This window comes from Herbidospora yilanensis, from assembly GCF_001570565.1.
GTDB classification, from domain to species: domain Bacteria; phylum Actinomycetota; class Actinomycetes; order Streptosporangiales; family Streptosporangiaceae; genus Herbidospora; species Herbidospora yilanensis.
In genome coordinates this window covers 260,064-274,490 of record NZ_BBXE01000019.1, presented here as the reverse complement: position 1 = coordinate 274,490, position 14,427 = coordinate 260,064, and the positions used below count along the sequence as shown (strand labels likewise).

The window sequence follows — 14,427 nt, the reverse complement described above, 5'->3', positions numbered from 1 at the left end:
TCACGTGGCGTTCCTGATAACCTTCTCAGGTTTGCGACAGCCCACCGAAGGCCAGCGTGAAAAACCACGACACCACCGAACGCCAGCAGCTCATCGACTGGATCGCCGACACCCAGCGCCTCCTCGGGCGCGTCTTCGCCCGCGACCGCTCCCTCCCCCTGCTCGCCACCACCCTCACCATGCAGCAGCTCAAGGTCATCGTCGCGCTGTCGTTCCACGAATCGGCCTCCGGCCAGGAACTCGCCCGCGAACTCGGCATCGGCCTGGGCACCCTCACCGGCATCGTCGACCGCCTCGTCGCCCACGGCCTGGTCTCCCGCCGCGAAGACCCCGCCGACCGCCGCGTCCGCCGCCTCACCCTCACCACGCAAGGCCGCACCCTCACCGACGAGATGCTCGACGCCGGCACCGCCAACTGGCGCCAGCTCCTCACCCGGCTCGACACCGCCACCCTGCGCGACATGCGCCGCGTCCTGGGCCGGATCAGCGAGGTCATCACCGAAGAACCCGGGTCATCCGACGAGGGTGTGAGCGGTCACGACGAATGTGGCCGCCCGCTGCCTCACTGACCAGCTCATCGAGGAGCAAGCGGCGCACCCGCGACCTCAGCCCGCCACGTCGCGGTAGCCGGAGGCCTGGAGGAGGAACAGTCGGGCGTACAGACCGTTCTCGGCCGGGAGTTCCCACCTCGGTGAACACGCCGTCCTCCAGGACCGCGAGGGTGTCGTCGTGGCGGATGGCGCCAAAACGGTGGGAGATCAGAAGGCTGATACGGCCGGTGCGCAGAGCCGAGATGCGGCTGTGGAGTTCGTGCTCGGCCTCCGCGTCCAGGCCGGAGCTCGGTTCGTCGAGGATCAGCAGGTCGCTGTCACTGGCCGCCGGAAGGTAGACCCCGACATCCTCGCCCGGTTCGAAGAACAGCCGGGTCAGCGGGGTCTCATGACCCCTGGACAGCGACCGGAGCTTCGTGTCGATCCCCGCCTCCCGGACGGCGGCCTCGATGGCGAGGCTGTCCTCCATGAGGTCGAGCCGGCCGATCGCGATGTTCTCGCGGGCGGACAGGTCATAGGCCATGAAGTCCTGGAAGACCACGCCGATCCGGGCCCGGAGCCCCGCCGGGTCGACCGCCAGGCCAGGACGAACGCCCTCCCGATCACAGGAGGTCCGCCAGATCGTCCATGCGGATCACCAGCAGCGACAGCACCAGCCCCAGCACGACGGCGACCCCGGTCCCCGTGATCCAGGAACTCGTCCCGGTGCCCGCGCCGACCAGTCCGCCCACGGCCGCGGCCATGAGCAGAGTGTTGCGCACGACGTGCCGGGCGGAGAACGCCGACCCCGTCCGGCCGAAGCAGTCGCAGGCGACCGACCGGCCCCGGCGGATCACCGCCATCACCACCACGCCGAACAACAAGAAGAGCGCGGCGCAGAACCCGAACCCGTACCCGAGCAGCACGGAAAGCGCGGCGAGCGGCACCGCCCCGCCCGGCAGCAGCCGCATCTCCCGCAGCATGCCGGCGAACGACGCCCGGCCGATGATCTTCCCGACGCCGCAGACGAGAAGGACGACGACCGGCAGAGTGCCGCTGAACACCAGGAACACATCTGTCACGTCAGCCGCCGGATCATGCGCCCCGTCACCCGTTCCTGCGGGACGGCCCCGAAATGGCGCGAGTCCACACTGGCGCGCAGATTGTCGCCGAGCACGAACACATGGCCCGGCGGAATGACTCCCGGCCCGCCGGGACATCGGTCCCCCGCCACGGCCGCGATCCGTTTGATGGCCTGTTCCGGCAGATCGGTACGGGTCAGCACCACGACCTCCCCGCGCGCGTAACGGGACGGCCGGCGCGCGACGATGACCCGGTCGCCGCTGATCAGGTGCGGCTGCATGCTCGCCCCGCTCACGCGGACGAACCCGGAACCGGCGGCGCAGCACGACGACGGCCCCTTTGTTCGCCGTCCCGTAGGAGATGAGATCGGGCAGCGCCTCCCGGCACGACTCACAGGTCGGCGACAGGAAGGCGCACACCGTACCGATCTCGTCGCCGTCCCGGCTCACCGTGCCACCCACGGGGCTGGTAACCGAGCTCGACTCCCCCGGTATATGGCCTGGTGAGAGGCGGTCACACGGCCGGAATCGCCGGCCATGCCAAGCAACCCGCGAGCGGACTCCGGTTGGACCCGTGCAACGGATCGGCGACGTCATCCCCGAAGAACTCGGATCATCCGACGATAGGGTGAGCGCTCATGAACAACCTGGCCACCCCCTACCTCACCGACCTGTTCGGCCTCCACGGCCGCACCGCCCTCATCACCGGCGGAAGCAGCGGCATCGGCTACGCCATCGCCCGCGCCCTCGGCGGCGCCGGCGCCCACATCACCATCGCCGCCCGCCGCCAGACCCACCTCGACCAGGCCCTCACCCGCCTGCACGCCCACGGCATCACCGCCACCGCCGTCCAAGCCGACATGGGCCACCCCGACGACATCACCCGCCTGTGCGAAACCGTCGCCGACACCGACATCCTCGTCACCAGCGCCGCCAACAACATCCGCCACCCCATGGGCGACCTCACCCCCGGCGACTACGAACAGACCATCGCCGTCAACCTCACCGCCCCCTACCGCCTCGGCCAGCACCACGCCCCCCGCATGGCCCGCCGAGGCTGGGGCCGCATCATCAACATCGGCTCCCAGCAGACCCACCGCGCCTTCGGCAACAGCGGCGCCTACGGCGTCGCCAAAGCCGCCATCGGCGGACTGTCCCGCTCCCAGGCCGAAGCCTGGAGCCCCCACGGCGTCACCGCCAACACCATCCTCCCCGGCTTCGTCCTCACCCCCCTCACCGAAGCCGTCCAAGCCATCCCCGGCCGCGTCCAAGCGCTCGCCGCCCGCACCGCCATCGGCCGCAACGGCCACCCCGACGACTACGCCGGCATCGCCGTCTACCTCGCCTCCGACGCCGCCGCCTACGTCACCGGCCAGAGCATCTGCGTCGACGGCGGCTTCTCCATCACCTGAACCAGATCACCCCGCCCCCCGGACGGCCACACCTTCCCCGTGACCCGGCGAACCGGAACACCGCGGCCACCGCCCCCGGCGGCGCGGACCGGACGCGGCCCCGGGCGCCGGCCAGGCGCAGCCGTAACGGAAAGAAAGACCCGTACCCATCGGCCGCCCGCAAGAGGGGAAGAGCACGGGCGGCCGATGGGGCACTAACGGCGCCGGACCACACTCACCCCGCGGCCCGGCGCCCAGCTCTCGATCACCAGCATCGCGTCTTCGACCCGCGTGATCACCGCACCCTCGATCTCCACCCGGAACAGATGCGACTCCCCCGGCTCCCCGCCCACCACGGCCTTCACCACCAGCGGGTCGCTCACCTCCACCGCCCGCCCCGACAACTTCGCCTCACCCGGCCAGGTGCCCGACCCCTCCTCCCCCGGATCGGACGTCGGGCCGTGCAGCGCCACGCGGCCATCACGCAGCAGATCGGCGGCCTTCACCGCCTTGGTCATCGACCCCAGCCACAACTCCCCCCGCGCGAACTGGGTCTCGGTGCCGCTGATACGCGGCGAGCCGTCGCGGCGCAGCGTCGCCATCGTCTTGTGCTTGCCCGCGTCGAACAGCCGCAGAAAGCGCGCTGCGAACTCCGGGGCGTCGTTCTCGATCTCCTGCCACGTGGCCATGCCCGCCATCGTGCACCCCGCCACCGACAAAATCGGCTCACCCGTCGTCGGTAGGTTGTGAAGTGCGAGTGGATGAGTATCGACGACCCACCGGCTTTACAAAGTAAGGAGCAGACATGGAGACGCGCACACTCGGCCACCTCACCACGTCCGCCCTCGGCCTCGGCTGCATGGGCATGAGCGACTTCTACGGCCCCGGCGACGACACCGAATCCATCGCCACCATCCACCGCGCCCTCGACCTCGGCATCACCCTGCTCGACACCGCCGACGCCTACGGCCCCTTCACCAACGAAAGACTCCTCGGCCGGGCCGTCCGCGGCCGGCGCGACCAGGTCGTCATCGCCACCAAGTTCGGCATCCAGCGCGCCGAGGACGGCACCCGCCTGGGCGTCAACGGCCACCCCGACTACGTGCGCGCCAGCGCGGAGGCATCCCTGGCCCGCCTCGGCGTCGACCACATCGACCTCTACTACCAGCACCGCGTCGACCCCCGCGTGCCCATCGAGGACACCTGGGGCGCCATGAAGGAACTCGTCGACGCCGGCAAGGTCCGCGCCCTGGGCATCTCCGAGGCCGCGCCCGAGACGGTGCGGCGCGCCCACGCCGTCCACCCGGTCACCGCCGGGCAGTACGAATACTCACTGTTCACCCGCGACATCGAGGCCGACCTGCTGCCGGCCCTGCGCGAACTGGGCATCGGCCTGGTCCCCTACAGCCCGCTGGGCCGCGGCCTGCTCACCGGCGCCGTCGACCTCGGCGACCTGCGCGAAGACGACTTCCGCCGCACCAACCCCCGCTGGGAGGACGCCAACCTCACCGCGAACATGGCCCTGGTCGGCCAGGTCGCCGCCGTCGCCCGCGCCCACGACGCCACCGCCGCCCAGATCGCCCTGGCCTGGGTCCTGGCCCAGGGCGACGACGTCGTGCCCATCCCCGGCACCCGCCGCGCCGCCCGCGTCGAGGAGAACGTCGCCGCCACCGGCCTGACCCTGTCGGGCGCCGAGCTGGCCACCCTGGGCGACCTGGCCGACCAGGTCGCCGGCGAGCGCTACAACGCGGCCGGCATGTCGACCCTCAATCACTGAGGCCCTCCAGCCGGTCGAGCAGCAGGCGCGTCACCTCGCCGGGCCGCTCGATCGAGGGCAGGTGACCCGCCCAGCCGAGCTCCACCAGCTCCGCCGAGGCCAGCCCGGCCGCGATCACCCGGGCCGTCTCCCGGAAGTACGGAAGATCATGGGCGCCGGCCACCACGACCGCCGGCGCGGCGATCGCCGCCAGGTCGATCGGCAGATGCCCGGCCGTCGGCTCCGGATCGGCGGCGAGCTGCAACTCGAAGGCGTCGCGCTGCATCTCCGCCACCCAGATCCGCTCCGCCTCCCCCGCCTCGGGCCCCAGCCACGTTTCGACGTTCAGCCGCACGGCCCCCTCGACGTCGCCCGCCTCGATGAACGCGTCCTCGGCCTGGGCGAACGCACGCAGGTCCGGTGTGGGCGGCAGGCCCATCCCGGGGGCCAGCAGCACCAGCCGCCCCACCAGGTCGGGGCGCGCGGTGGCCATCTCCAGCGCCACCCGGCCGCCGTGCGAGGCGCCGACCACGGCGGCCGCGCGCACGCCCAGCCCGTCGAGCACGGCGGCGGCGTCACCGGCGTCGGTGTAGGGCTCCTGGGCCGCCCACGGGCTGCGCCCGAAACCGCGGAAGTCCAGCCGCACCACCCGGAAGCGCGCCGTCAGCTCCCCCCAGAGCGGGTCCCACATGCGCGCGTCGGCGGCACTCGAATGCAGCAGCACGACAGGAGCCCCGGAACCGGCCTCCTCGAACCAGACACCCAACAGACGTCGGCCTCTCTGAATAGGGGCGCTCCGGCCCCCGTGGCAGAGCGCCCGGCCCATCGTCGCCACCCGGTCCTGCCCGGAGCAAACCATTTACCGTCGGTGCGAGGCCTTTTGCCGGTAAAGGTTCGGCCGTACCGGCCCGGCACCTTTACAAAGTAAGCCTCAGCGGTACATCTCCGCCATGCCGAGCGCCGCCTCGGCCATCATCGCGCGCAGGTCCGGCGGCCCCAGCACCTCGATCAGCGCGCCCATCCGCAACAGCGTCCAGCGCGCGCCGTTGAGCCCCTCGACGGGGATCTCCAGCACCACCCAGCCCGGCCGGCCGGGGTCGGGCTCGGCCAGGGCCAGCGCGGGGGCGGCCCGCTCCTGCCCGATCGTGTACGCCAGCAGCCCCTCTCCCCCGGGCGCGAGCCGGATCCGGGCCGTGCCGGTGTACAGGCGGGCGGCGAACTCGGCCGAGAACCGCTCCCAGAACGCCGGCAGGTCGAACTCGGCCCGCTCGAACCGCCCCGGCAGCCCGGTCAGCGACAGGATGCGCGCCACCCGGTAGGTCCGCATCGACCCCTCGCACTCGGCCGCCAGATACCAGGACCCGCCCTTGAGCACCAGCCCGTAGGGCAGCACGTCGCGCCGCACCTCGGCCGGCCCCCACCGGCGGTAGGTCAGCCGCAGCGGGCGCTGCTCCCACACCGCCGAGGCGACCTCGGCCAGGAACGGCGCGTCCTCGGCGCCCCGGTGCCAGCCGGGCACGTCGAGCAGGAACCGCTCGCGCATCCGGGCCGCCCGCGAGCGCGGGCCGGGCGGCAGCGCGGCCAGCAGCTTGAGCTCGGCGGCGGCCGCGACCTCGGCCAGCCCCAGCTCGGCGGCCGGTCCGGGCAGCCCGGCCAGGAACAGCGAGGACGCCTCGGCCTCGGTCAGCCCGTTCAGCCGGGTCCGGTAGCCGTCCAGGAGCTGGTAGCCGCCGGCCGGGCCCCGGTCGGCGTAGACGGGCACCCCGGCCGAGGACAGGGCGTCCATGTCGCGGTAGACGGTCCGGATCGACACCTCCAGCTCGGCGGACAGTTCCGCGGCCGTCATCCGCCCCCGGGTCTGCAGGAGCAGCAGCAGGGAGAGCAACCGGCTGGCACGCATGGCGCCCAGTCTGTCCCATATTGCCGATCGAACAGACCTCGTGTTCAAATGAACACATGGAAAGTGCCGAAAGGCTCAACGCGATCATGAGCACGCTGCGGTCGGCCGACAGCGTCACGGTGACCGCCCTGGCCGGCCACTACGGCGTGTCGGAGATGACCATCCGCCGCGACCTCGACGAACTCGCCCAGCAGGGCGTCGTGCGGCGGGTCCGGGGCGGCGCGCTCAGCCTGCTGCTGCGCGGCGAGGAACCGCCCTACGGCGCCCGCGAGCGGGAGGCGGTCGACGCCAAGAAGCGCATCGCCCAGGCGGTGGCCGGGTTACTGGCCGACGGGGAGGCCGTCGTCCTGGACGGCGGCTCGACCCTGCTGGAGGTGGCGCGGGCGGTGCACGACCGCCGGCTGACCGTGCTGCCCCTGGCCCTGCGGTGCGCCAACGAGCTGGCCACCGCGCCCCGCGTGAAACTCGTCATGCCGGGCGGGGAGGTGCGGCCGGTCGAGCTCAACTTCGTCGGCCCGCTCACCGAGGCCTCGCTGCGGGCGCTGCGGTTCGACACCGCCGTCATCGGGTGCTGCGGCCTGTCCTCCACGCACGGCGTCACCGCCCACGACCTGGAGGACGTCGCGGTCAAGCAGGCCGCCATCGCCTCGGCCCGGCGCGTCATCGCGGCCTGCGACTCCGGCAAGTTCACCCGTACCGCCTTCGGCGCCGTCTGCTCCTTCACCGAGCTCGACGTCGTCGTCACCGACACCGGCGTCCCGCCGGGCGAACACGACGCCCTCACCGGAGCGGGCGTCACCGTCATCACCGCCTGAGAGAGCGGATCCCCCACATGTTGTTGCGCGCCCGCGTGGCCGTCTACGGGCTGTTCCTGGTCTCCGGTGTCGCCCTCGGCACCTGGACCTCCCGCATCCCCGCCATCAAATCCGACCTCAACCTCAGCGAAGGCGAGCTGAGCCTGGCCCTGCTGGGCATCGCGACCGGCGCCATCGCCGGCATGCAGGCCGTCGGCCGCCTGGTCGACCGCTACGGCTCCCGCCGCGTCATGATCCCCGTCGCCCTGCTGCAGGGCCCCGTGCTGGTGCTGCCCGCCTTCGCGCCCGGCCTGATCGGGCTGGCCGCCGCGCTGCTGGCCTTCGGCGTCGTGCACGGCGTGCTGGACGTGTCGATGAACGCCAACGCGGTCATCGTCGAACGCCACTACCGCCGCCCGATCATGTCCTCCTTCCACGCCGTCTTCTCCGTCGGAGGGTTCCTCGGGGCCTCCACCGGCGGGTTGTTCGCGCACGCGGGCGCCGGTGTGGCGGCCACGTTCGCCACGGTCGGCGCCCTCATCCTGGTCATCTCCCTGCTCTGCGCCCGCATGGCGCTGCCCGACGAGCTCGACCTGTCGCGCGCCCCCGCGCAGCAGGCGCCCGGCAAGACCGGCAACGCGATGGCCGGATGGGTGCTGTTCCTGGGCGTGCTGGCCTTCTGCTGCCTGGTCGGCGAGGGGTCGATGGCCGACTGGAGCTCGGTCTACCTGGTCGAGGACCTGCTGTCGGACGAGAGCGTCGGCGCGGCCGGATACGCCGCCTTCTCGATCATGATGACGATCGGCCGGTTCGCCGGCGACAGGCTGGCGGCCTGGCTCGGCCCGGTCGTGCTGGTGCGCTGCTGCGGCGCCCTGGCCGGGACCGGCCTGCTGGCCGCGCTGCTGATCGGCCACCCGGTGGCCGGCATCGTCGGGTTCGGCCTGTTCGGGGCGGGGTTGTCGTGCATCATCCCGCAGGTGTTCTCCGCCGCCGGGCACCGCGACCCGGCCACCAGCGGCCGGGCGCTGGCCCGGGTCGCCAGCCTCGGATACACCGGCCTGCTCGCCGGTCCGGTGCTGATCGGCGGCCTGGCCGAGTTCACCGGCCTGCCGTTCGCCCTCGGGGTCCCGGCCGTGATGGCGCTGTTCGTCGCGCTCGCGGCAGGAGCGCTCAAGCCCGTCGCTACAGCAGGTCCCAGCCCAGCCGCAGCACCAGCGCCGACACCACAGTCAGCAGAACGGCCCTGACGAAGCCGGCGCCCCGCTTGAGCGCCATCCGCGCGCCGAGCTGGGCGCCGGCGATGTTGGCCACGCCCATCGCCAGCCCCAGCGCCCACACCACGTGCCCCTGGACGGCGAACACCGCGATGGCGCCGATATTGGTCCCCATGTTGACGATCTTCGCGGTGCCGGAGGCGCGGACGAAGTCCATCCCGACGAGCGAGGTGAACACGATGATCAGGAAGGTGCCGGTGCCGGGCCCGATCAGCCCGTCGTAGAAGGCGATCACCCCGCCCGCCGCCAGCAGCGCCGCCGCCAGCCGCCCCCGCGTGCGCAGCGCGGGATCGGCGACCGCGCCGAAGGAGGGCCGCAGCGCCACGAACGCCGCCACCCCCACCAGCACCACGATGATCAGCGGCTTGAGCACCGCCGGGTCGAGCAGCCCCGCCAGCAGCGCCCCGCCGGCCGAGCTCAGCACCGCCGCCGCCCCGGCCGGGACGGCGATCCGGTCGACGCCGGTCCGGCGGGCGTAGGTGCTGGCGGCGCTGGCCGTGCCGAGGACCGAGGCGCTCTTGTTGGTGGCCAGGGCCTCGACCGGGGTGAGCCCGGCCAGCAGCAGCGCGGGCAGTTGCAGCAGCCCGCCGCCGCCCACCACGGCGTCGACCCACCCGGCCGCCATCGCGGCCACCAGCAATAGAACGATCTGTCCCCCGGTCACGGGCGAGAACTATAGCCCCGCGTTCGCGATGATCTCCGCGCTGGGCAGGGCGGTCGACTGCGCCGCGGTCAGCCCGGTCGCCGCCAGGTGCGCCTCGACGATGCGGCGGCCGACCGGATATCCGGCCATCGCCGGCAGCCCGACGGGGGTGCCGCCGAACCGCGCCGCGGCCGCGTCGCCGTGGATGTAGGCGGAGAAGTTGTGCATCCCGGTCAGCGACAGATTGTCGACGATCTTCCGGTACGCCCCCTCGAACTCCCCCTCGGGCAGCGAGTCCGCCCAGTAGCCGGGCGTCCCGCCCAGTTCGGCCACGAACGCGTCGGCCAGCCCTTCGGAGACGATCTGCTCGCCGAGCCGCACGGTCGGCGGATCCCACGTCACGTTGGCGTAGCGGACGTTGTGGTGGAACTCGTGCACCGCGCACGAGGCGATGGCCGCCAAAGACTCCTCGGTCGGCCACACCGTCAGGTGGATCCAGCCGGGGATGCCGCCCATGCCGAAGTAGCCGTGGCTGGTCTCGGTCAGGTAGGCGTCGTCGGGGTCGCCGAGCACGAGCAGCACGTTCACGGTGTCGGCGACGCCGATGCCGGGCACCGCCGCGGCCTGGTGGTCCCAGGCGCGGTGCAGTTCGGCCTCGATCCGGCCGAGCACGCCGTCGAGCCGGTCGAGCGCGGGCAGGTAGCGGTCGTCGTCGCGGTCGGCGCGGAACCCCGACCCCCGGTGGTGGAAGTCGGCCAGCGCCCCGGTGTCCAGCCACGGCATCGCGTCGGCCATCGGCTGGAGCAGTTCGCCGAGTGCGCCGGGCCGTCCGGGCAGCGGGGTGGCGAAGATCTCGCGCATCCGCGTGACGGTGTCGATCACGTTGAGTTTCATGCGGCCGACCCTAGGGACTCCCGTTACGTGAGGCTCAACGCGTTAAAACGACCTGGCGGACGGCCTGGCCGCTCCTCAGCCGGTCGAAGCCCTCGTTGACCTCGTCGAGCGTCAGGCGGCCCGACAGCAGGCGGTCGACCGGGAGCGCGCCGGACTCGTACAGGGCCACGAAGCGGGGCACGTCGCGGCGCGGCACGCACGACCCCAGGTAGCTGCCGCGCAGCGTCTTCTCCTCGGCGACCAGCGGCAGGGCGGGGATGGTGAGCCCGGCGCCGGGGGCGGGCAGGCCGACCGTGACGGTGACGCCGCCGGGGGCGGTGGCCGCGTAGGCCTGCGCCAGGACCGGCGCGACGCCGGTGGTGTCGACGACCTTCACCGCTCCCCCGCCGGTCAGGTCCCGGACGTGCTCGACGGCGTCCTCTCCTCCCGGCACGGCGTGCGAGGCCCCCAGCGACAGGGCCAGGTCGCGTTTGCCGGCGACCACGTCGACGCCGATCAGGGTGGTCACCCCGGCCGCCTTCGCCGCCAGCAGCGCCGACAGGCCGACCCCGCCGAGCCCGAACACCGCCACGCTGTCGCGCGGCCCCACCCCGGCGGCGTGCAGGGCGGCCCCCGCGCCGGTCAGCACGGCGCAGCCGAACAGCGCCGCCACCTCGAACGGCAGGCGCGCGGGCACCGTCACCGCCGAGCGGGCCGACACCACGGCGTACTCGGAGAAGGCCGACACGCCCAGGTGGTGGAACACCTCCCCGAGCCGCCGCCCGCCGCCCAGCAGGGTGCCCGCCCGGTTGGCCGCCGCGCCCGGCACGCACAACGCGGGCCGCCCGGCCACGCACGGCGGGCAGGCGCCGCAGGCCGGGACGAAGGTGAGCACCACGTGGTCGCCGGGCGCGAACTCCGGCGAGCGCGAGACCGCGACGACGCCGGCCGCCTCGTGCCCGAGCGCCATCGGCAACGGGCGCGGCCGCGACCCGTCGATCACCGACAGGTCGGAGTGGCACAACCCCGCCGCCTCGATCCGGACCAGCAGCTCCCCCTCGCCGGGCGGGGCGAGCGTCAGCTCCCGGACCTCCAGGGGCCGGCCGGTCTGCGCCAGCACGGCCGAACGGATCCTCACGCGACCACCAGCCTCTCCATCGCCGCCCGCATCCGGCCCTCGATCGGCGCGGGCCGGCGGGTGCGGCGGTCGACGAACACGTGGGTGAACTCCCCCTCGGCCAGCAGCCGCCCGCCCTCGAACAGGCCCAGCTCGTAGCGGACCGAGGAGGTGCCGAGCCTGGCGACGCGCAGCCCGACGCGGATGACCGCCGGGTAGGCGGCCTCGGCCTTGTAGGTGCAGCGCGACTGGACGCACAGGCCGATGGAGGCGCCGGCCACCGGGTCGAGGCCCGCCTCGGAGATCAGCCAGCGGTTGATCACCGAGTCCATCAGCTCGTAGTGGACGACGTTGTTCAGGTGCCCGTAGACGTCGTTGTCCCGCCAGCGGGTCGGCGTCTCCGCCCAGTGCGCGTACCCCATCTACAACCCCAGGTCCCGGCCGATGATCTCGCGCATGATCTCGCTCGACCCGGCCCAGATGCGGGTCACCCGCGCGTCGGCCCATGCCCGCGCGACCCGGTGTTCCCGCATGTAGCCGTACCCGCCGAACAGTTGCACGCACGCGTCCAGGACCCGCCACTGCACCTCCGACGACCACAACTTCGCCTTGGCCGCCTCGACGGCCGTCAGCTCGCGGGCGGCGTGGGCGGCGACGCACTGGTCGACGTAGGCGCGGGTCACCTCCAGTTCGGTGACCAGGCCGGCGAGGGTGAACTTGTTGTACTGGAAGGACCCCACCGGCTGCCCGAACGCCCGCCGCTCCCGCACGTAGGCGAGCGTCTCGGCCAGCGCCGACCAGGCGTGCGCGAGGTTGGCGACGGCCGCGCCGAGCCGCTCCTGCGGCAGGCGTTCCATCATCGCGACGAACCCGCCGTCGACCGGCCCGATCACGTTCGCGGCCGGGACGCGGACGTCGCGGAAGAACAACTCGGCGGTGTCGGCCTCGGGCTGGCCCATCTTGTCGAGCTTGCGGCCCCGCTCGAACCCCGGCATGCCGGCCTCGACGCCGAAGAGCGTGATGCCCTTCTTGCCGGGACCGGTCCGGGCCGCGACGACCACCAGCCCGGCCTGCACGCCGTTGGTGATGAACGTCTTGGACCCGTTGAGCACCCAGTCCTCGCCGTCCCGTACGGCACTGGTCGTCAGCGCCGCCAGGTCGGAGCCGCCACCCGGTTCGGTCATGCCGATGGCGGTGACCAGCTCGCCGGAGCAGAAGCCCGGCAACCAGCGCCTCTTCTGCTCCTCGGTGGTCAGGTCGGCCAGGTAGGGGGCGACGATGTCGAAGTGGATGCCGAACCCCGAGGCCAGCGCCATCCCGTGGGCGGCCAGCTCCTCGTGCAGCACCGCGTTGAACCGGTAGTCGCCGGCCGCCACGCCGCCGTACTCCTCGGGGATCTCCAGCCCGAGCAGCCCCAGGCGGCCGGCCGCGCGCCACACCGGCGGGCCGATGAGCCGTTCCTCGGCGAACCGCGCGGCGTGGGGGTCGGCCTCGCGGGCGACGAACTCCCTGACCGACTCCCGGAACGCCTCGTGGTCCGCTGAATAGACCGTCCGCCGCATGACACCCTCCCGCTAAGCGATCGCTTAGCAGGGTAGCGCCCGGACCATCCGCAGGGCCAGATGGGCGTACAACGCGCCGACGTCCTCGGGGCTGTCGGCGCCGCCGGGGCGGTACCAGCGGGAGACGTCCACGCACATCGACACGATCGCCCGCGTGGTGCCGGCGACGTCGGCCGCCTCGAACACGCCCGCGGCCACCCCCGCCGCCACCTCGTCGCGGAACAATCCCTCGACGCGGCGGCGCTCGCCGCGCACCCGCGCCCAGTCATCGGGGGCCAACGCGCCCAGCTCGTTCTGGACGACCCGGCATCCCCGCTGGTGAGCGGCGTGGAAACGGGCCAGCGCGTAGACCAGGGCGCGGACCCGGGCGGCCGGCGTGTCGGCCTTCGCCGTGGCCGCCGACACCGCCCGGTAGGCCGCCTCGTGCACGATCAGCACGATCCGGGCCAGCAGTTCGGCCTTGGAGGGGAAGTGGACGTACATCGCCCCCGGGCTCAGCCCGGCGGCCGCGGCGATGTCGCGCGTGGAGGCGCCGCCGAAGCCGCGCTCGGCGAACAACTCGACCGCGCCGGCCACCAGGCGGCGCGCGGCCGGGGGCTCGACCGTGTCCCACAACTCCATAAGGGGTAAGCGTACGCTTAGATCGCGTCGCCGGGGTCGTCGGAGCCACCGGGAAGCGGCGTCGGGCTGCCCCCCTCGCTCGGGCCCGGCGAGGGCGTGGGCCGCGTCGGCTCCGACTGCTCGGGCACCGGCGGCGGGGTCGGCACGAACACCGTCGGCGGCAGCGGCTGCGCCGGGACCGCCTCGTCGTCGCCCCGGAACAGGAACAACCACACCATCACCAGGAGCAGCAGCACCAGCACCGCCAGCACCGCCGAGGCCGTCGCCACCTGACGCGGCGTCGCCGTCGGCGGCGGGGCCGGAGGAGGCGGCGCCGGCAGCGCCGGATTGCGGTCGCCCAGCCAGTAGGGCACGAAGTCGGGACCGTGCCGGTCGCCGATCAGCATCCCGGACACCATGACCGGTTCGAGGAACTTCTCGGCCCCCGGGCCGCCCGGCACGAACGGCGTGGCCGCCCACGGCGCCTCACCGCCGTCCCACGCCACCACGAAGGGCGTGGCCGGACTCGCCCGGCGCACCCGCGACAGCAGGCCCCGCACCCCCGACCGGGCCGACTCGGCCTCCTTGATGCCGGTCACGAACCGGTCCCGGGCCGCCGCGTCGAGCGCCGCGCCGCGCGTCAGCACCACCACCGACACCGCCCGCCCGTCGGGCGCCTGCCCCAGGTAGACCAGACCCGCCGGAGCCGACTGCAGACGCGCCTGCAGGACGAACGGACCCAGTCGGGGCGGGTCGCCATACTGGAGAGGAGTGGCCACACCCCATCAAAACACACAGGGTGTTTCCGGCGATCGCAACGGGCAGGGTGAGACCATGGTCTTTCCCGCCAAGTCACGATTGAATAACACGCATGATGGTTGCTGATGAAGGGCCGGGCACGTCCG

18 protein-coding genes are annotated in these 14,427 nt (G+C 73.0%); 5 read left to right on the top strand and 13 right to left on the bottom strand.

Annotated elements, in window-relative coordinates:
* Positions 1–56: 56 nt before the first annotated feature.
* The gene (locus tag AW273_RS13985; RefSeq protein WP_063909950.1) at positions 57–569 is read left to right on the top strand and encodes a MarR family winged helix-turn-helix transcriptional regulator; all 513 of its coding nucleotides are present in this window, start codon (positions 57–59) and stop codon (positions 567–569) included.
* Here AW273_RS13985 and AW273_RS13980 read toward each other — a convergent pair.
* The 3 genes from AW273_RS13980 to AW273_RS37180 form a co-directional block, all read right to left on the bottom strand.
* On the bottom strand, positions 496–1,092 hold the full coding sequence (locus AW273_RS13980) for an ABC transporter ATP-binding protein (RefSeq protein WP_062348713.1): 597 nt from the start codon (positions 1,090–1,092) through the stop codon (positions 496–498). The genes AW273_RS13985 and AW273_RS13980 overlap by 74 nt on opposite strands.
* Before the next feature lie 61 nt (positions 1,093–1,153).
* Entirely contained in the window at positions 1,154–1,612 is a 459-nt protein-coding gene (locus AW273_RS13975; RefSeq protein ID WP_157555787.1) for a MauE/DoxX family redox-associated membrane protein, read from the bottom strand.
* Complete coding sequence (locus AW273_RS37180; RefSeq protein ID WP_232327385.1) at positions 1,609–2,007, bottom strand: S26 family signal peptidase; 399 nt, start codon at positions 2,005–2,007, stop codon at positions 1,609–1,611. Before AW273_RS37180 ends, AW273_RS13975 begins: the two co-directional genes overlap by 4 nt.
* Before the next feature lie 243 nt (positions 2,008–2,250).
* Here AW273_RS37180 and AW273_RS13965 point away from each other — a divergent pair, with 243 nt between their 5' ends.
* Positions 2,251–3,024 carry an SDR family NAD(P)-dependent oxidoreductase gene (locus AW273_RS13965; protein ID WP_062348710.1) on the top strand — a complete coding sequence of 258 codons (774 nt, stop codon included), beginning with the start codon at positions 2,251–2,253 and terminating at the stop codon, positions 3,022–3,024.
* Positions 3,025–3,218: 194 nt separating this feature from the next.
* Here AW273_RS13965 and AW273_RS13960 read toward each other — a convergent pair whose 3' ends face one another.
* Positions 3,219–3,692 carry a pyridoxamine 5'-phosphate oxidase family protein gene (locus AW273_RS13960; RefSeq protein WP_062348709.1) on the bottom strand — a complete coding sequence of 158 codons (474 nt, stop codon included), beginning with the start codon at positions 3,690–3,692 and terminating at the stop codon, positions 3,219–3,221.
* Positions 3,693–3,808: 116 nt separating this feature from the next.
* Between AW273_RS13960 and AW273_RS13955 the strand changes: the two genes are divergently transcribed.
* Positions 3,809–4,780 carry an aldo/keto reductase gene (locus AW273_RS13955; RefSeq protein WP_062348708.1) on the top strand — a complete coding sequence of 324 codons (972 nt, stop codon included), beginning with the start codon at positions 3,809–3,811 and terminating at the stop codon, positions 4,778–4,780.
* Here the strand turns inward: AW273_RS13955 and AW273_RS13950 are convergent.
* The gene (locus AW273_RS13950; RefSeq protein ID WP_062348707.1) at positions 4,770–5,525 is read right to left on the bottom strand and encodes an alpha/beta fold hydrolase; all 756 of its coding nucleotides are present in this window, start codon (positions 5,523–5,525) and stop codon (positions 4,770–4,772) included. The genes AW273_RS13955 and AW273_RS13950 overlap by 11 nt on opposite strands.
* A 165-nt stretch (positions 5,526–5,690) precedes the next feature.
* Positions 5,691–6,659, bottom strand: coding sequence for a helix-turn-helix transcriptional regulator (locus tag AW273_RS13945; protein WP_062348706.1), 969 nt, complete (start codon positions 6,657–6,659; stop codon positions 5,691–5,693).
* A 56-nt stretch (positions 6,660–6,715) separates the two neighbouring features.
* Here AW273_RS13945 and AW273_RS13940 point away from each other — a divergent pair, with 56 nt between their 5' ends.
* The gene (locus AW273_RS13940; RefSeq protein WP_062348705.1) at positions 6,716–7,474 is read left to right on the top strand and encodes a DeoR/GlpR family DNA-binding transcription regulator; all 759 of its coding nucleotides are present in this window, start codon (positions 6,716–6,718) and stop codon (positions 7,472–7,474) included.
* Positions 7,475–7,491: 17 nt separating this feature from the next.
* Entirely contained in the window at positions 7,492–8,700 is a 1,209-nt protein-coding gene (locus AW273_RS13935) for an MFS transporter (RefSeq protein WP_062348704.1), read from the top strand.
* Here AW273_RS13935 and AW273_RS13930 read toward each other — a convergent pair.
* From AW273_RS13930 to AW273_RS13900, 7 genes are read right to left on the bottom strand one after another with little or no spacing between them, the layout of a single operon-like run.
* Positions 8,636–9,352, bottom strand: coding sequence for a sulfite exporter TauE/SafE family protein (locus tag AW273_RS13930; RefSeq protein ID WP_062348751.1), 717 nt, complete (start codon positions 9,350–9,352; stop codon positions 8,636–8,638). The two genes, AW273_RS13935 and AW273_RS13930, sit on opposite strands and share 65 nt — an antisense overlap.
* A 48-nt stretch (positions 9,353–9,400) precedes the next feature.
* Positions 9,401–10,264, bottom strand: coding sequence for a DUF2268 domain-containing putative Zn-dependent protease (locus AW273_RS13925; RefSeq protein WP_062348703.1), 864 nt, complete (start codon positions 10,262–10,264; stop codon positions 9,401–9,403).
* A gap of 34 nt (positions 10,265–10,298) precedes the next feature.
* Positions 10,299–11,381, bottom strand: a complete 1,083-nt coding sequence (locus AW273_RS13920) for a zinc-binding dehydrogenase (RefSeq protein ID WP_062348702.1) — start codon at positions 11,379–11,381, stop codon at positions 10,299–10,301.
* Entirely contained in the window at positions 11,378–11,782 is a 405-nt protein-coding gene (locus AW273_RS13915; RefSeq protein ID WP_062348701.1) for an acyl-CoA thioesterase, read from the bottom strand. The genes AW273_RS13920 and AW273_RS13915 overlap by 4 nt, the downstream gene beginning before the upstream one ends.
* Positions 11,783–12,922, bottom strand: a complete 1,140-nt coding sequence (locus AW273_RS13910) for an acyl-CoA dehydrogenase family protein (RefSeq protein ID WP_062348700.1) — start codon at positions 12,920–12,922, stop codon at positions 11,783–11,785.
* Between the two features lie 24 nt (positions 12,923–12,946).
* Positions 12,947–13,543: a TetR/AcrR family transcriptional regulator gene (locus AW273_RS13905; RefSeq protein WP_063909949.1), complete on the bottom strand. Its 597-nt coding sequence runs from the start codon at positions 13,541–13,543 to the stop codon at positions 12,947–12,949.
* A 17-nt stretch (positions 13,544–13,560) separates the two neighbouring features.
* Positions 13,561–14,301 (bottom strand): hypothetical protein, encoded by a 741-nt coding sequence (locus tag AW273_RS13900; RefSeq protein WP_062348699.1) that lies wholly within the window; start codon positions 14,299–14,301, stop codon positions 13,561–13,563.
* Positions 14,302–14,427 lie beyond the last annotated feature (126 nt).